This window comes from Ruegeria sp., from assembly GCF_965199275.1.
Lineage (GTDB): Bacteria > Pseudomonadota > Alphaproteobacteria > Rhodobacterales > Rhodobacteraceae > Ruegeria.
In genome coordinates this window covers 802,668-824,320 of the sequence record NZ_CBDAQX010000021.1, presented here as the reverse complement: position 1 = coordinate 824,320, position 21,653 = coordinate 802,668, and the positions used below count along the sequence as shown (strand labels likewise).

The window sequence follows — 21,653 nt, the reverse complement described above, 5'->3', positions numbered from 1 at the left end:
GGGAGCTCAGGCTTTGGTCTGGCCAGTTTTTCGGGTGCGCCCGGGGGGTATCTTGAAAGGGGCTTCGTTCCAGGTCAGGCCGACGCAGGTGAGGATGCGTCTGGCATCGACCGTGGCATGGCTTGGCATGCCGTAGCGGTCAGGGGTGCCTTTGTGGCGCAGGATCGAGAGCTGCAATGCGTTCAACTCGTTGCGGATACGAGCCGGGCTCATCGGGTGTCCGAGCAGGTCCAGATGCTTGCGCAGGTGCTGCAGGCAGCAGAAGGCCATGTAGCAGATGGCGATATGGGCCCGGACCCGACGCGGCGACCAGTGATAGATGGGCCGGATTTTCAGATCGTGCTTGTTGGTGCGGAAGCAGGCTTCGATCTCCCACAACTGGTGATAGCGGGCAATGACGTCCTGTGCCTCCAGTTCGTCCGCACCATGAACAACAATGGCATGCAGCCCGTCCCATTGTGCCGCTGCCTTGATCTTTGCATCATCCAGCGTGACGTCCCCGCTGTCGGGGAAGGCCAGGAAGCGGCCATATCCCCGGCTGCTGAAGCTGCCGGGTTTGCGAGAGCGCTTGAGCTTCTTGTGCAGCTTTTCGATTGCCTTGTCGCGCTTGTGGGCATCATTGCGTGCCCGGGTGGGTGACCAGGTCACAATGACCCGCGCTCCCTCCTGGTCGATCACCTTGTACCAGCCCTTCTCGGTTGCCTCTTCAGAACCGTGTCCAGCCCAAGGCTGGCGTCCCTCCGGGCTCAAAATGTTCGCCTTCACGGCGGCCGGGGCGGACTTCATGCGATAGCCGAGGATGTAGGGCAGACCCTTGTTCTGCAACATCTGCTGGTTGTCCTTGCTGAGCATGGCGGCATCGGCCACGAACGTGACCCTGGCCACGTCGAAGCGTCCCTCCAACGCCTTCAGCGCAGCTTCCAGCGTATGACCTTCCCAGGTGTTTCCCGGGAAGAGTTCATAGCCCACAGGCAGCCCATCGGAGGTGACGATCAGCGCCAGCATGACCTGAGCGCGGTGATGCTTGCCATCCTTGCTGAAGCCCTTGGCCAGAAGATGATCCTGCTCGACCCCGTCCGCATCCTCGGCCGGGTCCTCGCGCTCGGTGTCAAAGGCCAGGGTCGTGCAATCGTAGAACAGCACGGTCACTGGCCCGCCCAGCAACTTCTCTGCCGCCGCGTGAGAGGTTTTGCAAATCCCGTCTATCACCGGCGTATTGATGTAATCCATGCTCCGATAGACCACGTCCAGATTGAGCGTGATGCCTGCCTGGTTCTCCAACGCCTCCACGGTCGCGCGCTTGCTCTCGGGCTGTGCGATCCGCGCCATAACCAGCTCTTTCACAATGCGATTGGCACTTTTACGCGCCGCCCCCAGAAGGGCCCCCCAACCCAGTTGGTCATACATCGTCCCCATGACATCCCGCAGACCCAGAGAGACCCGCGCCTCCTCACGGCACTCGGCAAGATCAACGCCAAGCTTGTCCGGCCGCGGAGCGCGGCGCACCAGCGCCTGCAGATCGGCATATTCCGTGGGCGTGAACAGTTCCATTTGCGGCGAGCGATCAATGCGTAATTGCTCCATCAAGCGGCCCGCCAGACGCTTGATATCCTCAATCTCGCTGTCGTTATGGGCCACACCCACATGGCGCAGGATCTTCTGGCGTACCTTGGAGCCGGTGCGGACGGATTCAACGATCTGGATCCGTGTGCGGTTGAGCTTTGCGTCATGTTTGGTGCGGATGAACATGGGCGAAGAGGTTAGCCATCTGAAGGCCCATGTCAATACTTTTTATAATAATGGGGCACTACAACGCGCCTCTGAGCAACCACACCTGAAAACAAACCAAAAACCCAGTCAGATCAACAAAAAGGTCGGAAGTCAGGAAATACGGCGGAACTAAGACCGAAAACCGCTGCGTCTGCTATCTCTTGAGATGTGAGTATTTGTGCCAAAAGGGGGTTCGGCACGTGTTGGAAGTAGTGAGTTTTTCGGATGTTTCCGAGTATCATGACGATGCGGATCTGCCAGTTGCGCTGGACGCAGTGTCATCGCGCAGAGGGGGGTTCCTGCACGGAACCAAAATCGCGACCACCAGTGGATGGAAGCTGATTGAACGTATCGCCGCTGGTGATCTGGTTCGAACGTTGGATCACGGTTTCAAAGAGGTCCGCAGGGTCTCGACCAGTTGGGTCAATATCCCGGCAGGTGAGAGACGATCAGCCCATCTACCCATCTTTGTGCCTGCGCGGGCGGCCTATAATGGGCGCGCGGTTTGGTTGATGCCGGAACAGGGCGTCGCTCTGGATCGCGGCAAACTGGACCTGACGGATCAAGGTGTAACAGTGTTGCCTGCGCGGGTATTGGTGTAGAAAAGCGTGCAATTTTGACCCCCTAAGCGGGGAAATCGGCGTCCAAATTTGACCCCTCCCTATGGTTGTAGACATCCTTTTCATTGAGCAGTCGATGGAGAGGCAAGCGGGATGATTTGCGTGGAAACTATTAGAAAAGTGCGTCGCTTACACCTGATCGAAAAAAAGAGCATCAAGGAAATTTGCCGTTCGCTCAATTTGAGCCGTGCAACGGTTCGAAAGATAATCCGATCGGGAGTGACGGAGTTCAAATATGAGCGCAAATCGCAGCCATACCCGGTGCTCGGGCCTTGGCGCGCGCGTCTGGATGAAACGCTTGAGGAGAACGAGGCGCTTCCGAAGAAACACCGCAAGCGGATGACCAAAATCTGGAAGGAACTCTCCGATGATGGTTTTGGCGGCGGGTATGACAGTGTTCGACGCTACACAAAGAATTGGCGCATTGCGCACGGCCGACAACAGGCGCAGGCGTTCATCCCGCTGATCTTTGATCCTGGGGAGGCGTACCAGTTCGACTGGAGTGTGGAGACGGTTTTGATGGACGGTGCACTCACGACCGTGAAGGTTGCCCATTTCAAACTTTGCCATAGCCGCATGCCATTCTCCATTGCCTATCCGCGCGAGACGCAGGAGATGGTCTTTGATGCCCACGACGAGGCCTTCAAATTCTTTGGTGGAGGCTGCATCAACGGGATCTACGATAACATGACGACCGCCGTCGATGCGATCCTGTCGGGCAAGGAAAGAAAGTTCAACAAGGCATTCTCCCGGATGTGTTCTCATCATCTGGTGAACCCGATCGCCTGTACGCGCGCGGCCGGTTGGGAGAAGGGTCAGGTTGAGAATCTGGTCAAGGAGAGCCGCGCCTATAGTTTTACACCGCGTCTGGAGGTGGCCGACTTCGATGAATTGAATGCCCGGCTGCAAAAAGACGCGATCAAACGCGCAAAAGAACTGCGGCATCCGGAAAACCTGGAGGTGACGGTCTGGGAGGAGTTCCAGCAGGAAAAGCCGCTGCTGACGCATCTGCAGAAGCCCTTCGTCGGGTTCCGTGAAAAGACGGTCGCCGTGAGCCGAACCTGCCTGATCAACTTCGAAAGAAACAAATACAGCGTTGAGGCAAGAGCTGTTGGACGTCAGGTCCAGTTGCAGGTCTACGCCACGCGGATTGTCCTGCGCCAAGACGGTGAGATTGTCGGAGAGCACGAACGGTGCTTCGGCCGAGGAAAAACGATCTTCAACCCTTGGCACTATGTGCCCGTCCTCAAGCGCAAGCCTGGCGCTCTGCGCAATGGAGCACCGTTCCGTGACTGGGACCTACCACCGGCAATGACGCAGATCTGGACCCATCTGCGGGGCACATCCGACGGAGACCGGCAACTTGCCGATATTCTTTTCGCTGCTTACCAGCACGACATTGATGTGGTCGAGGCTGCCTGCGAAGAAGCTCTAAAATCTGGCCTGCGCAAGGCCGATGCGATCCTGAACATTGTCTCTCGGCGCACCAATCCCCCGCCGCCAAAGGCGATTGAGCCGCCTGCCCACCTGCAGCTGAAAATGGCACCGATCGCGGATTGCGCTCGCTATGACAGGCTTGGAGGCTCCCATGCAACTGCGTAAGGAAATTCTCGAACTTGCCCGTCAACTGAAGTTGCCAGGCATCGTCAACTGCTTTGACGAAGTGATGCAGGCCGCAGCCAAAAACAACTGGCGGCCCCAACAGGTCGTGGCCGAACTCCTCACGGCCGAACTGGCCGAAAAGACTGCGCGCTCGATCCGGTATCAGATGGGTGCCGCAAAGTTCCCGGTCTGCAAGTCCTTACCTGAGTTCGACTTCACGGTCAGCCCCGTCAACGAGGAAGTCGTGCGCAATCTTCATGACGGCGATTTTATGGACCAGGCCAGGAATGGCGTGCTGGTCGGTGGAACCGGATCGGGCAAAACGCATCTCGCAACAGCGATCGGGGGCCACGCGGTCAATAACCGCCGGCGGGTCAGGTTCTTCAGCGCTGTGGATCTCGCGAACAAGCTGGAGGCTGAACATCGCGAAGGCAACGCCGGGCGGCTCAGCGAGCAGCTGATCCGCGTCGACCTCGTGATTATAGACGAACTCGGTTATCTGCCGTTCGCAGAGTCTGGTGGACGATTACTCTTCCATCTCATCAGCAAACTGTACGAGCGAACGTCTATTCTGCTAACAACCAACCTCGCATTTGCTGAATGGCCGAGTGTGTTCACAGATGCCAAAATGACCACTGCTCTCCTGGATCGGCTGACACACCATTGCGATATCATCGAAACCGGGAACGAAAGCTGGCGAATTAACCACCGCGACTAACCTCGAAATCGGGGAATAAATTCAAAACAGACAGCAGGTCAAACCTTCAGTCGAGCTACGCTCTCTTTTCGGTTTGACCTGCTGTCCACCCCCTCCTGAATCAACCTAAACACGACCCCCTCAACGCCCCTCTTAGCTCCAAGGGGGGTCAAATTTGGACGCCGATGGGGGGTCATTATTCAATGCCGATTGACAGGTATTGGACGGGGCCTGTCGGTTGTCCTCGCAGTCGCCGGGATCGTCCTTCGAGGTCACGACACTGTTCTTCGACCAGGACGAGGTGATCTATATCGAGGGTGGCTTGCAAGCCTATTGCCCTTCGGGGCGCTTCAGCCGCACGTCTGGTCAGGCAAAAGAGTATGCGGTGGCTGACGAAGACGCTGCCGCTGCGTTGGTCGGTGCGCTTGCTGCAAGTGGTGAGATTTCGGCACTGGCAAACCCATTGGGCGCTTTGCCTGCTCCCATCCCGACGGATCCGATTTTCCCTATCCGCCCTGCGGCGGGTATTCGCAGGCCCGGGCGGCCGGGTCGACCGAATGCGCCGGTTCTGTTTCTCCGGCCTGAATGGCAAACCGCTCCGGCTGTTCAGTAAGGAAGACACGGGCGCAAGGGGAGTTGCGCCTGCGTCGTTGTTTTAGGCGGCTTTGGCGTCCGGGTTGAACCGGCCGTAGAAGCTCTCCTGACTTCCGACCTTTTTGTTGATCTGACTGGGTTTTTGGTTTGTTTTCAGGTGTGGTTGCTCAGAGGCGCGTTGTAGTGCCCCATTATTATAAAAAGTATTGACATGGGCCTTCAGATGGCTAACCTCTTCGCCCATGTTCATCCGCACCAAACATGACGCAAAGCTCAACCGCACACGGATCCAGATCGTTGAATCCGTCCGCACCGGCTCCAAGGTACGCCAGAAGATCCTGCGCCATGTGGGTGTGGCCCATAACGACAGCGAGATTGAGGATATCAAGCGTCTGGCGGGCCGCTTGATGGAGCAATTACGCATTGATCGCTCGCCGCAAATGGAACTGTTCACGCCCACGGAATATGCCGATCTGCAGGCGCTGGTGCGCCGCGCTCCGCGGCCGGACAAGCTTGGCGTTGATCTTGCCGAGTGCCGTGAGGAGGCGCGGGTCTCTCTGGGTCTGCGGGATGTCATGGGGACGATGTATGACCAACTGGGTTGGGGGGCCCTTCTGGGGGCGGCGCGTAAAAGTGCCAATCGCATTGTGAAAGAGCTGGTTATGGCGCGGATCGCACAGCCCGAGAGCAAGCGCGCGACCGTGGAGGCGTTGGAGAACCAGGCAGGCATCACGCTCAATCTGGACGTGGTCTATCGGAGCATGGATTACATCAATACGCCGGTGATAGACGGGATTTGCAAAACCTCTCACGCGGCGGCAGAGAAGTTGCTGGGCGGGCCAGTGACCGTGCTGTTCTACGATTGCACGACCCTGGCCTTTGACACCGAGCGCGAGGACCCGGCCGAGGATGCGGACGGGGTCGAGCAGGATCATCTTCTGGCCAAGGGCTTCAGCAAGGATGGCAAGCATCACCGCGCTCAGGTCATGCTGGCGCTGATCGTCACCTCCGATGGGCTGCCTGTGGGCTATGAACTCTTCCCGGGAAACACCTGGGAAGGTCATACGCTGGAAGCTGCGCTGAAGGCGTTGGAGGGACGCTTCGACGTGGCCAGGGTCACGTTCGTGGCCGATGCCGCCATGCTCAGCAAGGACAACCAGCAGATGTTGCAGAACAAGGGTCTGCCCTACATCCTCGGCTATCGCATGAAGTCCGCCCCGGCCGCCGTGAAGGCGAACATTTTGAGCCCGGAGGGACGCCAGCCTTGGGCTGGACACGGTTCTGAAGAGGCAACCGAGAAGGGCTGGTACAAGGTGATCGACCAGGAGGGAGCGCGGGTCATTGTGACCTGGTCACCCACCCGGGCACGCAATGATGCCCACAAGCGCGACAAGGCAATCGAAAAGCTGCACAAGAAGCTCAAGCGCTCTCGCAAACCCGGCAGCTTCAGCAGCCGGGGATATGGCCGCTTCCTGGCCTTCCCCGACAGCGGGGACGTCACGCTGGATGATGCAAAGATCAAGGCAGCGGCACAATGGGACGGGCTGCATGCCATTGTTGTTCATGGTGCGGACGAACTGGAGGCACAGGACGTCATTGCCCGCTATCACCAGTTGTGGGAGATCGAAGCCTGCTTCCGCACCAACAAGCACGATCTGAAAATCCGGCCCATCTATCACTGGTCGCCGCGTCGGGTCCGGGCCCATATCGCCATCTGCTACATGGCCTTCTGCTGCCTGCAGCACCTGCGCAAGCATCTGGACCTGCTCGGACACCCGATGAGCCCGGCTCGTATCCGCAACGAGTTGAACGCATTGCAGCTCTCGATCCTGCGCCACAAAGGCACCCCTGACCGCTACGGCATGCCAAGCCATGCCACGGTCGATGCCAGACGCATCCTCACCTGCGTCGGCCTGACCTGGAACGAAGCCCCTTTCAAGATACCCCCCGGGCGCACCCGAAAAACTGGCCAGACCAAAGCCTGAGCTCCCTCAACACTCCGAAACAATCGCTGGCGAAAAAAGTCCGTGTAGTGCCTTTTGGCAACCAAGGCATAATAATATCAATGACTTATACGAAAAAATGTCGGAAGTCAGGAAAGAGTATGCGGTGGCTGACGAAGACGCTGCCGCTGCGTTGGTCGGTGCGCTTGCTGCAAGTGGTGAGATTTCGGCACTGGCAAACCCATTGGGCGCTTTGCCTGCTCCCATCCCGACGGATCCGATTTTCCCTATCCGCCCTGCGGCGGGTATTCGCAGGCCCGGGCGGCCGGGTCGACCGAATGCGCCGGTTCTGTTTCTCCGGCCTGAATGGCAAACCGCTCCGGCTGTTCAGTAAGGAAGACACGGGCGCAAGGGGAGTTGCGCCTGCGTCGTTGTTTTAGGCGGCTTTGGCGTCCGGGTTGAACCGGCCGTAGAAGCTCTGACCTTTTTCAGCCATTTCACGCAGCAGGGGCGGGCAGGCAAAACGCGCGCCATAGGCCTCGGCCAGTTGATCGCAACGTTCGGCCGCGTAGGGCGTGCCAATGATGTCCAGCCAGCTGAGCGGACCACCGGACCAAGGCGCAAAGCCCCAACCCAAGATCGCGCCCACGTCACCTTCACGGATGTCTTCCAGAACACCTTCTTCCAGCGCACGGACCGCTTCCAGAACCTGTGCGAACATCAGACGTTCCTGCACCTCGATCAGGTCAGGCTGCTCGGCGGCCAGGGGGTACTTGTCCTTCAGGCCCTTCCAGTACTCGACGCGTTTGCCTTTCTCGTCATAGTCGAAGAAGCCGGCATTGGCCTTGCGACCCAGACGGCCCTGTTCCTCCATCCAGAAGATCAGATCGTCCGAGGGGCTTTCGGGATAAGCGTTGCCCATCGCCGCCTTGGACGCGCGCGCAATCTTGGCACCCAGATCAATCGAGGTTTCGTCGGTCAACTGGATCGGTCCTACCGGGAAGCCCAACTGACGCGCCGCGTTGTCGATCAGGATCGGGCTGACGCCCTCGGTGATCATGCGCGCGCCTTCGTTGATATAGGGAATGATGCAGCGATTGGCGTAGAAGAAGCGCGCATCGTTGACCACAATCGGCGTCTTGCGGATCTGGCGCACATAGTCCAGAGCCTTGGCGACGGCGCGATCACCGGTTTCCTTGCCTTTGATAATCTCGACCAGGAACATCTTCTCAACCGGTGAGAAGAAGTGGATGCCAATGAACTGCTCGGGCCGGACGGAGGCTTTTGCCAGATCGGTGATCGGCAGGGTCGAGGTGTTCGAGGCAAAGATGCAATCCTCGGGGATGATCGCCTCGACCTTCTTGGTCATATCGGCCTTGACGCCCGGGTCTTCGAACACGGCTTCGATGATCAGATCGCAGCCTTTCAGATGCTCCAGATCAGGGGTGGCGGTGATGCGGGCCAGCAGGGCCTCTTTCTTCTCGGCTGTGGCTTTACCGCGCTTGATGCCCTTGTCCATATAGGTTTCGCTATAGGCCTTGCCCTTGTCGGCTGCAGCCTGATCACGGTCGACCAGAACAACCTCCATCCCGGCCTGCGCCGAGACCAGAGCGATCCCGGCGCCCATCATGCCAGCGCCCAGAACGCCGACCTTTTTCACGCGTTGGTCTGCCACATCTTTGGGGCGAACCGCGCCTTTCTCCAACGCTTCCTTGTTCAGGAACAGCGACCGGATCATGGCCGACGACGACGGGTTCATCAGGACGTTGGTGAACCAGCGTGCCTCAATCTTCAGGGCGGTGTCGAAGTCGACCAGCGCCCCTTCGTAGATCGAGCTCAGAAGAGCCTTAGCCGCTGGGAAAGCACCTTGTGTCTTTCCGTTCACCATCGCGTTGGCACCAACGAAAGTCATGAAGCCAGCAGGGTGGTAGGGCGCGCCTCCGGGCATTTTGTAGCCCTTCGCGTCCCAAGGCTTGACCAGATCGGCGTCTTTGGCGTTCAGAACCCATTCCTTGGCTGCTGCGACCGGATCGTCCGAAACATCGTCGATCAGCTGTGCGCCCTTGGCTTTCTTCGGGTCCATCATCTTGCCTTCCAGCAGGACCGGAGCGGCTGCCATCGCACCAACCATACGGCTATAGCGCATGGTGCCGCCACCACCGGGGAAGATGCCCAGCAGGATCTCAGGCAGGCCGATCTTGGACTTTGAGTTATTGGTCATGACGCGGTGGTGACAGGCCAGCGCGATCTCAGTCCCGATGCCCGCGCATGTGCCGTTGATGGCACAGGCGATCGGTTTGCCGCCCTTCTTGGTCTTGGGGTCCATGCCCGCCAGTTCCATCTTGCGCAGGATGTGGTGGCCGCCCATGACAAAATCGAACAGCGCCTGCGCCGGTTCATCACCGGCCTCCTGACGGATGGTGGCGAGGGTATTCAAATCCATGCCACCAGCGAAAGAGCCTTCTTTGCCTGAGGTAATAACGATCCCTTTGATCTCATCATCGCTCAGTGCCTGATCGATCAGCTGGCTGACCTCCTGAAAGGCCTCGCGGGTCAGAACGTTCATGGATTTGCCCTGGGCATCCCAGGTCACAAAAGCGACGCCGTCTGCGTCCTTGCTCAGAGTGAAATCAGTCATTGTCATCTCCAATCTGGTCAGCCGTCAGCGGGCTGCCGTCTTTACGGGTGAAGGAGAATCCGTTCTCATCATCCTTCACCATCATGTCTATGTCGCTGTAGTAGCCGGTCTCGGTCGGGGTCCGAGTGCCCACCACCAGAAAGGTCGCAGGCGCATCGGTCTTGTTCACAAGGTGATGGCCGTTGGCCTCACCTGCAGGCCAAGCGGCGCAGTCACCGGGCAGCATCTCATGCTCACCATCGTTGTCGATCAGCACGCATTTGCCGCTGAGCATGATGGCAAACTCGTCCTGCTCCATGTGGTAGTGGCGCAGCGAGGACATCCCCGCAGGTTCCAACCGCACGATGTTGACCCCGTATTGGGTCAGACCGCCCGCATCGCCCACACGCTGAACGAAACGACCCGCAGTCGCCTCGGCCAGCTTGCCGGGGTAGGACGATCCCCCTTTGAACGGGATCTGAGAGAGATCCAGCTTGGGCATCAGACCCGCTCGATAATGGTTGCGGCACCCATGCCGGACGCAATGCAGAGCGTGGCTAGACCGGTTTCCTTGTCCTGACGCTCCAGCTCATCCAGCAGCGTGCCGATGATCATCGCACCGGTTGCGCCCAGCGGGTGACCCATCGCGATCGAGCCGCCGTTGACGTTTACCAGCGCCGGATCGACATCGAACGCCTGCTGGAAGCGCAGCACGACCGAGGCGAAGGCTTCATTCACTTCGAACAGGTCCAGATCGCTGATCTTCATACCGTTGTCGGCAAGGATCTTCTCGGTCACCGGAACCGGGCCGGTCAGCATGATGGTCGGATCGGTGCCGATCTTCGCGGTTGCCTTGATGCGGGCGCGGGGTTTCAGGCCGTATTTCTCACCGAATTCCTTGTTGCCGATCAGAACAGCGGCTGAACCGTCCACGATGCCCGAGCTGTTGCCCGCGTGGTGGATGTGGTTGATCCGCTCCAGATGCGGGTATTTCAGCATCGCGACTTTGTCGAAGCCGGGCATTTGCTCGCCCATCATCTGGAAGGACGGGTTCAACGCGCCAAGGCTCTGCATGTCAGTGCCGGGGCGCATGTATTCGTCGCGGTCCAGAATGGTCAGGCCGTTCTGGTCCTTGATGGTGATGACCGACTTCTCGAACCGGTTGTCTTCCCAAGCCTCTGCCGCGCGTTTTTGAGATTCCACGGCCAGCGCATCGGCGTCGTCGCGGGTGAACCCATACTCGGTCGCGATGATGTCGGCCGAGATGCCCTGCGGTACGAAATAGGTGTCCATTGCCAGTGTCGGGTCTACGGCAATCGCAGCACCGTCGCTGCCCATGGCCACGCGGCCCATCATCTCAACACCGCCCGCGATATAAGCCTCACCCGCGCCGCCTTTAACCTGGTTCGCGGCCAGGTTCACGGCTTCCATGCCCGAGGCGCAGAAGCGGTTGATCGCAAGACCGGGGATCGACTGGTCGAGGTCCGAGGCCAGAACCGCCGAGCGCGCCAGACAGCCGCCTTGCTCCATGACTTGGGTGACGTTGCCCCAGATCACATCCTCAACGGCGTGGCCTTCGAGGTTGTTGCGTTCCTTGATCGCGTTCAGGGTCAAGGCGGACAGGCGCACCGAGGTTACCTCGTGCAGGCTGCCATCCTTACGGCCCTTGCCGCGCGGAGTGCGCAGGGCGTCATAAATGTAAGCTTCGGTCATGGGTCTTCTCCTTAAGCTCGATCCGGCGGGGTGCCGGGCATCAGGTCATAGGGGTGTTTCCAGCCGGGCTGCTCGGACAGGCGAGTCAGCCAGGCGTCGATGTTGGGCCAGTCGGCACGGTCAAAGCCGAATGGTTCGGGATAGTAGAGGTATCCGCAGCAGCTGAGATCAGCGTTGGTCACGCCATCACCAACAATCCAGTCGCGGCCCTCAAGGTGGTTGTTCAGAACATCGTAGGCCGCTTTCAGACGGCCTTGGTTGAAGGCAATCACATCGGCATTGCGGTGTTCTTCTGGCAGGAAGTTCATCAGAAACCGCGTCATGCCGGCCATCGAGCTGAGTTTGTGGTTGTCCCACAGCACCCACCGAAGGATCTCGTAATTCTCTTCCCGCGTCTTGCCGCCGAACTTGCCGGATTTTTCGGTTACATAAGCCTGAATCGCACCAGATTGGGAGGTTTTGAAATCACCGTCGATCAGGAAGGGCGCTTCGCCCATTACGTTGACGTCCGAGCGGAACTCGGGGCTGCGGGTGACGCCTTTGAAGAAATCGACAAAGACCGGCTCCCACTCGAGGCCGGACATTTCCAGCGCCAGAGCGGCTTTGTATGAATTGCCGCTTTCACCGAAGCAGTGCAGTTTTATGGTCATGCGGTCGCCCCTCCCGTGGCGTTTTGTGCATCGTCCGCCCAAGCTTTTCGGCCTTGGTGCCTAGCGCTTGCGTGCCTCCAACTCGGAATTGAAGAGGCGCAACCGATGGGTCAGGTTGTCTTCGTCAATGACGCTGTTGAAGTTCTCGAACAGAAAAGACAGCGCTTCGCCTTCATCCAACCCGGCCTCGCGGGCAAAGCCGCGGAGTTTGCGATAGCCGTCCTCGGTCATGGCGACCGGGAAACGGCGGGTCAGGCGAAAGCGTTTGGGCATTCTGTCTCCTCCGAATAGTAGGGCCCGAGCTGTGATGCCCGAGCCCAGACTTTGATCAGAAGTTCGCCGCGTCCAGAACCATCACAGTGTCTGCGCCGGTCTGAATGCGGGAAAGATGCATCGCAGTCGCGGGTAGGCGGCGGGCCATGTAGAAACGGCCGGTGTTGATCTTGGTCTCGTAGAACTCTTTGTCCGAGGCCCCACCGTCCAGCGCGTCTTGAGCGGCCTTCGCCATCTGTGCCCACATCAGGCCCAGGCAGACGTGACCGAACATGTGCATGAAGTCATAAGACCCGGACAGAGCGTTGTTCGGGTTCTTCATGCCTTCCTGCATGAAGTACATGCCAGCGGCCTGCAGATCCTTGGACGCTGCTTTCAGCGGTTCGATGAAGGCTTTGTCATAGGCTTCGTTCTGGCCCGCGTTTTCCTTGCAGAAGGTTTTGACCATTTCGAAGAACGCCATTACGTGCTTGCCGCCATCCTGCGCCAGTTTACGGCCCACAAGGTCTAGGGCCTGAACGCCGTTTGCACCTTCGTAGATCATGGCGATACGGGCATCGCGGGTGTATTGCGACATGCCCCATTCTTCGATGTAGCCATGGCCGCCATAGACCTGCTGGGCCTGAACAGTCATGTCGTAACCTTCGTCCGTCAGGAAGCCCTTGATGACCGGGGTCAGCAGCGAGATCAGCCCATCGGCGTCATTGTCACTCGAGCGGTGCGCCTTATCGATCATTGTCGCGCCCCACAAGATGAACGCACGCGCGCCCTCAGTGAAGCTTTTCTGGTCCATCAGGTTGCGGCGGATGTCAGGGTGAACGATCAGCGGATCGGCAGGGCCATCCGGATTCTTCACACCTGTTACGTCGCGGCCCTGCAGGCGATCCTTGGCGTATTCAACAGCGTTCTGATACGCAGCTTCGGCCTGCGACAGGCCTTGCATACCCACACCCAGACGCGCTTCGTTCATCATGGTGAACATGGCGCGCATGCCTTTGTGTTCGTCACCCAGCAGCCAACCGGTGGCCTCGTCATAGTTCATGACGCAGGTCGAGTTGCCGTGGATGCCCATCTTCTCTTCGATCTTGCCGACCGAAACGCCGTTGCGCTCACCCACAGATCCGTCTTCGTTCACGATGAACTTGGGCACGATGAACAGCGAAACGCCCTTGATGCCCTCTGGGCCACCGGGGATTTTAGCCAAAACCAAATGGATGATGTTGTCGGCCATGTCATGATCACCGGCCGAGATAAAGATCTTCTGGCCCGAGATTTTATAGCTGCCGTCGCCCTGAGGTTCCGCTTTGGTGCGCATCAGACCCAGATCGGTACCGCAATGCGGCTCGGTCAGGTTCATGGTGCCGGTCCATTCGCAGCTGATCATGTTCGGCAGGTATTTGTTCTTTTGCTCGTCCGAGCCGTGCGCCAAGATCGCCGAGGCCGCGCCGTGGGTCAGGCCTTGATACATCGTAAACGCCTGGTTCGCGCCCGAGAACATCTCGCCTACGGCCGTCCCAATCACGTAGGGCATGTTCTGGCCGCCATACTCTTCCGGCATGTCGAGGCCAGTCCAACCGCCTTCTTTCATCTGCTCGAAGGCATCTTTGAAGCCTGTGGGTGTGTAAACGATACCGTTTTCCAAACGGCATCCTTCGGTGTCGCCGACAACATTCAGCGGGTGAAGAACATTGGTGGCGACCTTGCCAGCTTCTTCCAGAACGGCGCCGGTGAACTCGGCCTCTAGTTCGTTGTAACCCGGAATGTCAGACTCCGAGATTTTCAGGACATCATGCAGGATGAACTGAGTGTCTTTTGTTGGCGCGTTGTAGACGGGCATGTGAAGCTCCCTTAATTCATATGTCCGGAGGGCAGGGCGAAGTTATTCGGCCGCCTTCTTTTCCTGTTTCATCGAGGCGATGACTTTTTCGCCCCAGCGCAACTGCTCTTTCAGATCGTCGATGGCCTGTGTCAGCTCTTCACGGCGCGATTCCATATCGGCCAGACGTTCGCACGCGATTTCATAGGTGCGCGACATCTGGGTCACCTGCTGGTCGCCCACGTGATACAGGTCCAGAAGCTGGCGAATTTCCTCAAGGCTGAAACCAAACCGCTTGCCACGCAGAATCAGCTTTAGCCGCGCGCGATCGCGTTTGGTGAACAGACGCTTCTGACCCTCGCGGATCGGAAACAGAAGTTCCTTCGCCTCGTAGAACCGCAAGGTGCGGGGCGTGACATCATAGGTCTCGCACATTTCACGGATGGTCATCAGATCTTCGGTCATTCGTCATACTCTCGTCACTGGCGTCGTCCGAATAGAGTTGCGCAGTTGCTGGACGCTTTACAACATGTAGGTGACGTTTACGTAATCCAGACGCTGCGTCATTTCTAAGTTGACGTAACTTCCAGTCGCGTAATGACGGGTTTTGCGAAATTTTCTTTCCCTGGGGGCAAGGGAAATTCGCCCTCAGATTGGTCCGAGGACGCGATTCCAAGGTGCTTTGCTTGGTCTCACCAGAATCCAGACGGGCAGGGTGTTCTACTTGATGGACTTGGCCGTTTGGTCCCGAAGCTGTTTGAGGGCATCCATCGCCTCGTCCAGCTGCGCGCGCTGCTGACGCAGCTCTTCCATCTGGCGATCTGCCATTTCTACGAAAGTTGCCATCTGCGCTTCGTTGCCTTGATCTTCGTAGATCAACAGCCACTGGCGAATCTCTTCCAAAGGAAATCCGAATTTCCGGCCGCGCATGATCAGCGTCATGCGGGCGCATTCTCTGGGGCCATAGTACCGGGATCGCCCTTCACGGTCGGGCTGCAAGAGCTCGATGTATTCGTAGTAGCGCAGAGTGCGCGGAGTCACGTCGAACTCGGCGCACATCTCTTTGAATGACAAACGGTTGTCGGACATTCGGGGTCTCCTCGGCAGCAACCTAGGACGTCATGCGAACAAGCGCAACAGGTGGGCTTGCCCTTTGATCGGATGGCGGCTCATAAAGGGGCAAGACAACAGGATATGATCATGGTCGACAAAGCAAAGCTAGCCCGACAGTTTATCGAAGCCATTCCGCACGCGCGGGCGCTAGGCCTTCATCTTAGCCAGATCGGGGAAGGTGAAGCCGAGATAACAATGCCTTACAACGAGGATCTGATCGGAGATCCGCGCACGGGCGTGATCCACGGTGGCGCAATTTCAACCATCCTGGATACCTGCTGCGGGGCCGCAGTCATGAGCCACCCGTCTTCTCCGGGCGGTACAGCGACGATTGATTTGCGCATCGACTATATGCGCGCCGCCACGCCGGGGCAGAGCATCACCGCGCGGGCCAATTGCTATCACATCACCCGAAACGTTGCCTTCGTGCGGGCAACGGCGATGGATGACGATCTCGACCTGCCAGTGGCAACCGCCTCGGGGTCTTTCACGGTTGAGGGAAAGTAATATGGCCCGTTCCCGTCCTGAACCCATGCAAGTGGTCAAACAACGGCGCGACGCCGCCTTGCGCGCATTGGTCGATGGCGTGCCCTATATCCGGTTCCTCAATATCAGTTTCGACCGGCGCGGGGATGAACTGACCGGCGTGCTGAACTTTGACGAGAAACTGATCGGGAACCCGTTTCTTCCAGCCCTTCATGGTGGCGTTACCGCGGCGTTTCTTGAGGTCACTGCAGTGATCACGCTGAGCTGGGAGCATATGTTCTCGGACATCGAAAGCGGCGAAATTGATGCCGAGGCCATTGTCACGGATGAATCGATCCGCTTTCCCAAAACTATCGACTTTACGGTCGACTATTTGCGTTCGGGCCTGCCGCGCGACGCCTATGCGCGCGCCTTTGTGAACCGGGCCGGACGGCGTTACGCCTCGGTTCGGGTTGAGGCCTGGCAAGACAACCATGCCAAGCTGTTTGCACAGGCGACGGGGCATTTCCTGATGCCGCAACAGCCACGCGACAAGGGCTGAGCATGCAGGATGCCTCGGCACCCATAACTCACAAAAGGGTGCTGAAGATCGCGGTTCCCATTGTGTTGTCTAACGCGACTGTGCCGATCCTTGGCGCCGTGGATACGGGCGTTGTGGGGCAGATGGGGGCGGCTGCTCCGATTGGCGCGGTGGGCATGGGCGCGGTGATCCTGTCCGCGATCTACTGGATTTTCGGCTTTCTTCGAATGGGCACAACGGGCCTTACGGCGCAGGCACGCGGGGCCGGAGAGACCGCCGAGATGCGCGCCTTGCTCATTCGCGGGTTGATGCTCGGCGGGGCGGCAGGCCTTGTGTTTATCCTTGCCCAGGTCGCAATCTTCAGTGGCGCGTTCTGGCTATCCCCGGCCAGCCCAGAGGTTGAAACACTCGCGCGCTCGTACCTCGAGATTCGGATCTGGGGAGCACCCGCGACCATTGCCCTATATGCGATCACAGGCTGGCTGATCGCTGTTGAGCGGACACGAGGCGTGTTCCTTCTACAGATCTGGATGAACGGTCTCAACATCGTGCTGGACCTTTGGTTCGTTCTGGGGCTGGGCTGGGGCGTCGAGGGCGTTGCGATTGCAACGCTGATCGCGGAGTGGACCGGTTTGGCACTGGGTTTGTGGCTTTGCCGGGACGGGTTTGCCGGGCAAATCTGGCGCGACTGGCCACGCATATTCGATGCCACCCGGCTGCGCCGGATGGTGCAGGTGAACGGAGACATCATGATCCGCTCGGTTCTGCTGACTGGCTCGTTCACCACCTTCCTTTTCGTCGGGTCCGATTTGGGAGACGTCAATCTGGCGACCAATCAAGTGCTGCTTCAGTTCCTTGAAATCACCGCTTTTGCACTAGACGGATTCGCCTTTTCCGCCGAGGCGCTGGTCGGAGGCGCGGTTGGCGCAAGGGACCGATACCAAGTACGGCGCGCCTCGGTCATGGCGTCTCAGTGGGGTGTCGGTGGCGCGGTGCTTCTCAGCGCCGTTTTCTTCTTAGCAGGTCCCGCGCTGATTGATCTGATGTCCACCTCTCCCGAAGTACGCGAGGCGGGACGCACGTTCCTGTTCTGGGCGGCCTTGGCCCCGATCATCGGGGTCGCAAGCTGGATGTTCGACGGTATCTATATTGGAGCCACATGGACCCGCGACATGCGCAATGCGATGCTGCAATCTGTGGCAATCTATGTGGTTGCTTTGTTCGTTCTAGTACCCGCGTTCGGCAACCATGGCCTGTGGGCCGCGCTTATGGTTCTGAACCTTGCGCGCGGCGTGACGATGGGCTGGCGCTATCCGAAGCTTGAAGCTCAGGTGGCCTAGAGCAGGGCGAGCAGATTTTCAGGCGGACGGCCAATTGCGGCTTTGTCGCCCGAGATGGCCAAAGGACGTTCGATCAGGATCGGGTTGTTGGCCATGGCTTGGATCAGCTCCGCATCCGGCGCGTCCTTCGACAGGCCCAGCTCCTTGAACCGTTTCTCGCCCGCGCGCATCATCTTGATGGCTGGCAGGTCCAGCAGAGATTGCGCAGCGCGCAATTCGTCGACCGAGGGAGCGTTCTCAAGGTATTTCCGAACCTCGATCTCTGCACCGCGCTCCTCTAGCAAAGCCAATCCCATGCGGGATTTTGAACAACGCGGGTTGTGCCAATATTCGATCACAGCCAATCCTCTCGCTTGCTGCCCACAGCCTGAGCCACGGTGTCAAACCCTTCGCGGGCCAAAAGGTCATCCAAACCCTGCGCGATATCGGCGGCCAAGGATAGGCCGCCATAAACCATCGCGGTGTAAAATTGCACTGCCGACGCGCCTGCGCAGATCTTGGCATAGGCCTGTTCCGCCGAGCTGACACCGCCCACACCGATCAGAGGGATTTTCCCATCGGTCAGCTTGCTCAAACGGGCCAGAACGCGGGTGGACTTCTCAAACAGTGGCGCACCGGACAGGCCGCCTTTTTCGTCCTTGTGCGCACTAAGCAGCCCGTCGCGCGACAGAGTTGTGTTGGTGGCGATGACCGCGTCCACACCCGTTTCCGAGGCCACTTCGGCGATGTCCTGCAATTCATCCTCGGTCAGGTCAGGTGCGATTTTCAGGAAAATGGGCAGAGGGCGCGGTAGAGCATTCCGCGTTTCGAACACACCACTCAACAAAGCGCCAAGGGCCGCCTTACCCTGAAGATCGCGCAGTTTTTCGGTGTTTGGGGAGGAGACATTGACCGTCGCGAAATCCAGATGCGCGGCGCAATGGGCCAGCACTTTGGCAAAGTCACCGGGCCGGTCATCGCTATCCTTGTTTGCCCCGAGGTTCAGGCCGATCACCGCATCCTTGGGGCGTTTGGCTAACCGTTCAGCCATCACCTCCATACCTTCATTGTTGAACCCGAAACGGTTGATGGCGGCTTTGTCCTCGGTCAGGCGGAACAGGCGGGGTTTCGGGTTGCCGGGTTGCGGGCGCGGGGTCACCGCTCCGACCTCGATGAATCCAAATCCTGCACGGGAGAGAGGGGCCAGAACCTCTCCGTTCTTGTCGAACCCGGCGGCGAGGCCTACGGGGTTAGGCAGGCGCAGCCCTGCGAGCTCGGTCTGTAGACGCGATGACGTCACCGGTCCGGGCGTTGGGGCCAGGCCGGCCTGCAGGGCCTTGATCGACAGACCATGGGCCGTTTCAGGGTCCATACGGTGCAGGGCGGCGAGGCCCAGTTTCTCGGTCAGATTCATCCGAAAGACGCGCCTCCTTGCGCGGTACCGCAGCGGATCAGGCGGGAGGTTGCGACAGCGGCCTGACGGTGAACCACCGCAGCCCGGTAAGCCGGGTCTGTTACCATCTCAAGAAACGCATGGGCGGTGGGATAGCGGGCAATGAACACTTCATCCCAAACCTCGTCCTGCGGTCCGATCAATGTGGTCTGAAACGCCCCACGCCACAGGATCGACGCGCCGATCCTGGCGATGATCGGGGCGGTTTCAGCCCCATAATGGCGATAGGCTTCAGCGCCCGTCAGATCTTTATCTGCCAAAGCATGGCCCACCGGGTAGTCGGCCTTGGCGCGAAACCTGACAAGGTTCAGCATCTCGATAGGTTGATCCCGATCCAATGCCTTGAAGGCTTCGAATTGTTCACGATCGGGATCAATATAGGCGGTCATACCATATCGCTCGGGAATTGGTGGGTTTGGCCATCGAAGGGCAGGGGGCGAGCCCAGACCACGTCGCTCAGCCGGATTTGGCGGTAGAGATGCGGAAACAAGGCCCCACCGCGTGACACTTCCCATTTCAAGTCGTCGCCCATGGCGTCAGCGTTACAGCCAAGCAGTGTCAGACCTTCAACCCCAGCAAAGTGTTTGGCCGCGGTTTCCGCCGCCTGTTCGGCTGTCGAAAAGTGGACGAACCCGTCAGCGATATCAATTGGCGCGCCATCAGTTGCGCCATTTGCCTGCAACGCGGCCCATTCCTCGGCCCGGAATATCTTGTAGATCAGCATGAAGGTCTGATGCCCCGCATAGCCCGTGGAATCAAGCCGGATTTCCCCCTTTGACTCTTCCGCCGCATCAGCGCACGATCCCGAAAAACAATGACAGGGAGTTTCAACATGGTAAGCCGCCTTTTGACGTCGGTCGCGATCCTCGGCCTGAGCGCAGGCATCGCTGCTGCCGACTACAAGCTGACCATTCTGCACACCAACGACATTCACAGCCGGATCGAGTCGATCAACAAATACGATTCCACTTGCGATGCTGAAGATGAAGCCGAAGGGAAGTGTTTTGGCGGTGTGGCGCGTCTGAAAACAGCCGTTGACGCCAAGCGCGCCGAACTGGCGGATGAGAATGTACTTTTGCTGGATGCGGGCGATCCGTTTCAGGGCTCATTGTTCTACACGACCTACAAAGGTGCCGCCGAGGCGGAATTTATGGAAGCGATCGGTTATGACGTGATGGCCGTCGGCAACCACGAATTCGATGACGGCCCCGAAGGTCTGGCAGCCTTCATCGACGCGGTGAGCTTTCCCGTCATCTCGGGCAATCTGGACCTGTCGTCTTCGGCCGAGCTGAAGGACAAGGTGCAAAACCACGTGGTGCTTGAGGTGGGTGGCCAAAAGATTGGCATCATCTCGGCCCTGGCCACGGATACGGTGGACACGTCCAGCCCGGGTAAGGATGTTGTTTTTCAGGATGAGGTCGAAAGCCTGAAGGCGGATGTGGCGGCTTTGGAAGCCGAAGGTGTGGACAACATCATCGCGTTGAACCACGTCGGTCTGGCTCAGGATATCAAGATCGCCGAACAGGTGCCCGGCCTTGATCTGGTTGTCGGTGGGCATTCGCACACCTTGCTGTCCAACACGGATGAGGATGCGGCAGGCGCGTACCCGGTGATGGTGGGCGATGTTCCGGTGGTTCAGGCCTATGCCTATTCGAAGTATTTGGGCGAAATCACCCTGACTTTTGATGATGACGGCAATCTGATTTCGGCAGAAGGTGAGCCAATTCTGTTGGATGCCTCCGTCACACCGGATGAGGGCATCGCGGCCCGTGTTGCAGAAATGGGCGCCCCGATTGAAGAGATGAAGGGTCGCGTTGTCGCCAGCTCAGCTGCAACCATCGAAGGCTCGCGTGATGTCTGCCGTGTGCAGGAATGCGAGATGGGCAATCTGGTTGCAGATGCCATGCTGGCCCGCGTTGCGGATCAGGGCGCTCAGATCGCGATTGCGAATGCAGGTGGTCTGCGTGCCTCGATCGACGAAGGCGAGGTCACCATGGGCGAAGTCCTGACGGTCCTGCCGTTCCAGAACACCTTGTCGACTTTTGAGATCACCGGGCAGGGCGTGATCGACGCGCTGGAAAATGGCGTCAGCCAGGTTGAAGAGGTCAAAGGCCGGTTCCCGCAAGTCGCAGGTCTGACCTTTACATGGGACCCCTCAGCCGCCCCGAACGAAGGGCGCATCACCGAGGTGATGGTTGCCGATGGTGACGGTTTCGTTCCGATTGATCCCTCGGCCACATATCTGGTGGTGACCAATAACTACGTGCGCAACGGTGGTGACGGCTACAGCGTCTTCGAAGGTGACGACAAGAATGCCTATGACTTCGGCCCGGATCTGGCGGATGTGACTGCGGAGTACCTGGCAGAAAATGCGCCCTACCAGCCTTATCTGGATGGTCGTATCAAGCAGAAGTAAGACCTGAAAAGCCGTGCCCGTTTGGGTGCGGCTTTCTCTTTTGGCTGAAAT

24 protein-coding genes are annotated in these 21,653 nt (G+C 58.7%); 10 read left to right on the top strand and 14 right to left on the bottom strand.

Annotation, left to right across the window (positions count from 1 at the left end):
- Positions 1–6: 6 nt before the first annotated feature.
- Positions 7–1,749, bottom strand: coding sequence for an IS1634 family transposase (locus ACOERD_RS18815; RefSeq protein ID WP_419737624.1), 1,743 nt, complete (start codon positions 1,747–1,749; stop codon positions 7–9).
- On the opposite strand from ACOERD_RS18815, the gene ACOERD_RS18810 reads away from it, so the two are divergent.
- The 5 genes from ACOERD_RS18810 to ACOERD_RS18790 all read left to right on the top strand — a co-directional run bounded on the left by ACOERD_RS18810 (position 1,742) and on the right by ACOERD_RS18790 (position 5,302).
- The gene (locus ACOERD_RS18810) at positions 1,742–1,903 is read left to right on the top strand and encodes a hypothetical protein (RefSeq protein ID WP_419740034.1); all 162 of its coding nucleotides are present in this window, start codon (positions 1,742–1,744) and stop codon (positions 1,901–1,903) included. The two genes, ACOERD_RS18815 and ACOERD_RS18810, sit on opposite strands and share 8 nt — an antisense overlap.
- Before the next feature lie 67 nt (positions 1,904–1,970).
- Entirely contained in the window at positions 1,971–2,372 is a 402-nt protein-coding gene (locus ACOERD_RS18805) for a Hint domain-containing protein (RefSeq protein WP_419740033.1), read from the top strand.
- Positions 2,373–2,483: 111 nt separating this feature from the next.
- A complete protein-coding gene (gene istA, locus ACOERD_RS18800) occupies positions 2,484–3,992 on the top strand; it encodes an IS21 family transposase (RefSeq protein WP_419737605.1) in 1,509 nt (502 codons plus the stop codon).
- Complete coding sequence (gene istB, locus ACOERD_RS18795) at positions 3,979–4,710, top strand: IS21-like element helper ATPase IstB (RefSeq protein ID WP_419737606.1); 732 nt, start codon at positions 3,979–3,981, stop codon at positions 4,708–4,710. Before istA ends, istB begins: the two co-directional genes overlap by 14 nt.
- Before the next feature lie 217 nt (positions 4,711–4,927).
- On the top strand, positions 4,928–5,302 hold the full coding sequence (locus ACOERD_RS18790; RefSeq protein ID WP_419740032.1) for a hypothetical protein: 375 nt from the start codon (positions 4,928–4,930) through the stop codon (positions 5,300–5,302).
- A gap of 42 nt (positions 5,303–5,344) precedes the next feature.
- Here ACOERD_RS18790 and ACOERD_RS18785 read toward each other — a convergent pair whose 3' ends face one another.
- Entirely contained in the window at positions 5,345–5,533 is a 189-nt protein-coding gene (locus tag ACOERD_RS18785) for a hypothetical protein (protein ID WP_419740031.1), read from the bottom strand.
- Here ACOERD_RS18785 and ACOERD_RS18780 point away from each other — a divergent pair.
- Positions 5,526–7,268 (top strand): IS1634 family transposase, encoded by a 1,743-nt coding sequence (locus ACOERD_RS18780; RefSeq protein ID WP_419737624.1) that lies wholly within the window; start codon positions 5,526–5,528, stop codon positions 7,266–7,268. The genes ACOERD_RS18785 and ACOERD_RS18780 overlap by 8 nt on opposite strands.
- A 394-nt stretch (positions 7,269–7,662) precedes the next feature.
- Here the strand turns inward: ACOERD_RS18780 and ACOERD_RS18775 are convergent, their stop codons facing one another.
- From ACOERD_RS18775 to ACOERD_RS18740, 8 genes are all read right to left on the bottom strand, one after another.
- Positions 7,663–9,864, bottom strand: a complete 2,202-nt coding sequence (locus ACOERD_RS18775) for a 3-hydroxyacyl-CoA dehydrogenase NAD-binding domain-containing protein (RefSeq protein ID WP_419740030.1) — start codon at positions 9,862–9,864, stop codon at positions 7,663–7,665.
- Positions 9,857–10,345: a cupin domain-containing protein gene (locus ACOERD_RS18770; protein ID WP_419740029.1), complete on the bottom strand. Its 489-nt coding sequence runs from the start codon at positions 10,343–10,345 to the stop codon at positions 9,857–9,859. Before ACOERD_RS18770 ends, ACOERD_RS18775 begins: the two co-directional genes overlap by 8 nt.
- The gene (locus ACOERD_RS18765; protein WP_419740028.1) at positions 10,345–11,556 is read right to left on the bottom strand and encodes an acetyl-CoA C-acetyltransferase; all 1,212 of its coding nucleotides are present in this window, start codon (positions 11,554–11,556) and stop codon (positions 10,345–10,347) included. The genes ACOERD_RS18770 and ACOERD_RS18765 overlap by 1 nt, the downstream gene beginning before the upstream one ends.
- 11 nt (positions 11,557–11,567) lie before the next feature.
- Entirely contained in the window at positions 11,568–12,206 is a 639-nt protein-coding gene (locus ACOERD_RS18760; protein WP_419740027.1) for a glutathione S-transferase family protein, read from the bottom strand.
- A gap of 60 nt (positions 12,207–12,266) precedes the next feature.
- Positions 12,267–12,479: a hypothetical protein gene (locus ACOERD_RS18755; protein WP_170374251.1), complete on the bottom strand. Its 213-nt coding sequence runs from the start codon at positions 12,477–12,479 to the stop codon at positions 12,267–12,269.
- Positions 12,480–12,534: 55 nt separating this feature from the next.
- Complete coding sequence (locus ACOERD_RS18750; protein ID WP_419740026.1) at positions 12,535–14,316, bottom strand: acyl-CoA dehydrogenase C-terminal domain-containing protein; 1,782 nt, start codon at positions 14,314–14,316, stop codon at positions 12,535–12,537.
- Positions 14,317–14,358: 42 nt separating this feature from the next.
- Positions 14,359–14,760, bottom strand: a complete 402-nt coding sequence (locus tag ACOERD_RS18745; RefSeq protein ID WP_170374246.1) for a MerR family transcriptional regulator — start codon at positions 14,758–14,760, stop codon at positions 14,359–14,361.
- A gap of 255 nt (positions 14,761–15,015) precedes the next feature.
- On the bottom strand, positions 15,016–15,384 hold the full coding sequence (locus ACOERD_RS18740; protein WP_170374244.1) for a MerR family transcriptional regulator: 369 nt from the start codon (positions 15,382–15,384) through the stop codon (positions 15,016–15,018).
- A 111-nt stretch (positions 15,385–15,495) separates the two neighbouring features.
- Here ACOERD_RS18740 and ACOERD_RS18735 point away from each other — a divergent pair, with 111 nt between their 5' ends.
- From ACOERD_RS18735 to ACOERD_RS18725, 3 genes are read left to right on the top strand one after another with little or no spacing between them, the layout of a single operon-like run.
- Positions 15,496–15,915 carry a PaaI family thioesterase gene (locus ACOERD_RS18735; protein ID WP_170374241.1) on the top strand — a complete coding sequence of 140 codons (420 nt, stop codon included), beginning with the start codon at positions 15,496–15,498 and terminating at the stop codon, positions 15,913–15,915.
- Position 15,916: 1 nt separating this feature from the next.
- Positions 15,917–16,435: a PaaI family thioesterase gene (locus tag ACOERD_RS18730; protein WP_170374239.1), complete on the top strand. Its 519-nt coding sequence runs from the start codon at positions 15,917–15,919 to the stop codon at positions 16,433–16,435.
- Positions 16,436–16,437: 2 nt separating this feature from the next.
- Complete coding sequence (locus ACOERD_RS18725) at positions 16,438–17,754, top strand: MATE family efflux transporter (RefSeq protein ID WP_419740025.1); 1,317 nt, start codon at positions 16,438–16,440, stop codon at positions 17,752–17,754.
- On the opposite strand, the gene arsC is transcribed toward ACOERD_RS18725, so the two are convergent.
- From arsC to ACOERD_RS18705, 4 genes are read right to left on the bottom strand one after another with little or no spacing between them, the layout of a single operon-like run.
- A complete protein-coding gene (gene arsC, locus ACOERD_RS18720) occupies positions 17,751–18,092 on the bottom strand; it encodes an arsenate reductase (glutaredoxin) (RefSeq protein ID WP_419740024.1) in 342 nt (113 codons plus the stop codon). The genes ACOERD_RS18725 and arsC overlap by 4 nt on opposite strands.
- Entirely contained in the window at positions 18,089–19,147 is a 1,059-nt protein-coding gene (locus ACOERD_RS18715; RefSeq protein WP_419740023.1) for a quinone-dependent dihydroorotate dehydrogenase, read from the bottom strand. Before ACOERD_RS18715 ends, arsC begins: the two co-directional genes overlap by 4 nt.
- Entirely contained in the window at positions 19,144–19,575 is a 432-nt protein-coding gene (locus tag ACOERD_RS18710; RefSeq protein ID WP_419740022.1) for a DUF1330 domain-containing protein, read from the bottom strand. The genes ACOERD_RS18715 and ACOERD_RS18710 overlap by 4 nt, the downstream gene beginning before the upstream one ends.
- Positions 19,572–19,910, bottom strand: a complete 339-nt coding sequence (locus tag ACOERD_RS18705) for a DUF952 domain-containing protein (protein WP_419740021.1) — start codon at positions 19,908–19,910, stop codon at positions 19,572–19,574. The genes ACOERD_RS18710 and ACOERD_RS18705 overlap by 4 nt, the downstream gene beginning before the upstream one ends.
- A 108-nt stretch (positions 19,911–20,018) precedes the next feature.
- Here ACOERD_RS18705 and ACOERD_RS18700 point away from each other — a divergent pair, with 108 nt between their 5' ends.
- The gene (locus tag ACOERD_RS18700) at positions 20,019–21,602 is read left to right on the top strand and encodes a bifunctional metallophosphatase/5'-nucleotidase (RefSeq protein ID WP_419740020.1); all 1,584 of its coding nucleotides are present in this window, start codon (positions 20,019–20,021) and stop codon (positions 21,600–21,602) included.
- Positions 21,603–21,653: the final 51 nt, after the last annotated feature.

Coding starts and splice junctions, on each gene's coding strand:
- ACOERD_RS18785 (WP_419740031.1), bottom strand. CDS start 5,533: ATGAACATGGGCGAAGAGGTTAGCCATCTGAAGGCCCATGTCAATACT.
- ACOERD_RS18735 (WP_170374241.1), top strand. CDS start 15,496: ATGGTCGACAAAGCAAAGCTAGCCCGACAGTTTATCGAAGCCATTCCG.
- ACOERD_RS18780 (WP_419737624.1), top strand. CDS start 5,526: ATGTTCATCCGCACCAAACATGACGCAAAGCTCAACCGCACACGGATC.
- ACOERD_RS18700 (WP_419740020.1), top strand. CDS start 20,019: ATGGTAAGCCGCCTTTTGACGTCGGTCGCGATCCTCGGCCTGAGCGCA.
- ACOERD_RS18705 (WP_419740021.1), bottom strand. CDS start 19,910: ATGCTGATCTACAAGATATTCCGGGCCGAGGAATGGGCCGCGTTGCAG.
- ACOERD_RS18710 (WP_419740022.1), bottom strand. CDS start 19,575: ATGACCGCCTATATTGATCCCGATCGTGAACAATTCGAAGCCTTCAAG.
- ACOERD_RS18815 (WP_419737624.1), bottom strand. CDS start 1,749: ATGTTCATCCGCACCAAACATGACGCAAAGCTCAACCGCACACGGATC.
- ACOERD_RS18730 (WP_170374239.1), top strand. CDS start 15,917: ATGGCCCGTTCCCGTCCTGAACCCATGCAAGTGGTCAAACAACGGCGC.
- ACOERD_RS18715 (WP_419740023.1), bottom strand. CDS start 19,147: ATGAATCTGACCGAGAAACTGGGCCTCGCCGCCCTGCACCGTATGGAC.
- ACOERD_RS18750 (WP_419740026.1), bottom strand. CDS start 14,316: ATGCCCGTCTACAACGCGCCAACAAAAGACACTCAGTTCATCCTGCAT.
- ACOERD_RS18725 (WP_419740025.1), top strand. CDS start 16,438: ATGCAGGATGCCTCGGCACCCATAACTCACAAAAGGGTGCTGAAGATC.
- ACOERD_RS18755 (WP_170374251.1), bottom strand. CDS start 12,479: ATGCCCAAACGCTTTCGCCTGACCCGCCGTTTCCCGGTCGCCATGACC.
- ACOERD_RS18740 (WP_170374244.1), bottom strand. CDS start 15,384: ATGTCCGACAACCGTTTGTCATTCAAAGAGATGTGCGCCGAGTTCGAC.
- ACOERD_RS18765 (WP_419740028.1), bottom strand. CDS start 11,556: ATGACCGAAGCTTACATTTATGACGCCCTGCGCACTCCGCGCGGCAAG.
- ACOERD_RS18745 (WP_170374246.1), bottom strand. CDS start 14,760: ATGACCGAAGATCTGATGACCATCCGTGAAATGTGCGAGACCTATGAT.
- ACOERD_RS18775 (WP_419740030.1), bottom strand. CDS start 9,864: ATGACTGATTTCACTCTGAGCAAGGACGCAGACGGCGTCGCTTTTGTG.
- ACOERD_RS18810 (WP_419740034.1), top strand. CDS start 1,742: ATGAACATGGGCGAAGAGGTTAGCCATCTGAAGGCCCATGTCAATACT.
- ACOERD_RS18760 (WP_419740027.1), bottom strand. CDS start 12,206: ATGACCATAAAACTGCACTGCTTCGGTGAAAGCGGCAATTCATACAAA.
- ACOERD_RS18770 (WP_419740029.1), bottom strand. CDS start 10,345: ATGCCCAAGCTGGATCTCTCTCAGATCCCGTTCAAAGGGGGATCGTCC.
- istA (WP_419737605.1), top strand. CDS start 2,484: ATGATTTGCGTGGAAACTATTAGAAAAGTGCGTCGCTTACACCTGATC.
- istB (WP_419737606.1), top strand. CDS start 3,979: ATGCAACTGCGTAAGGAAATTCTCGAACTTGCCCGTCAACTGAAGTTG.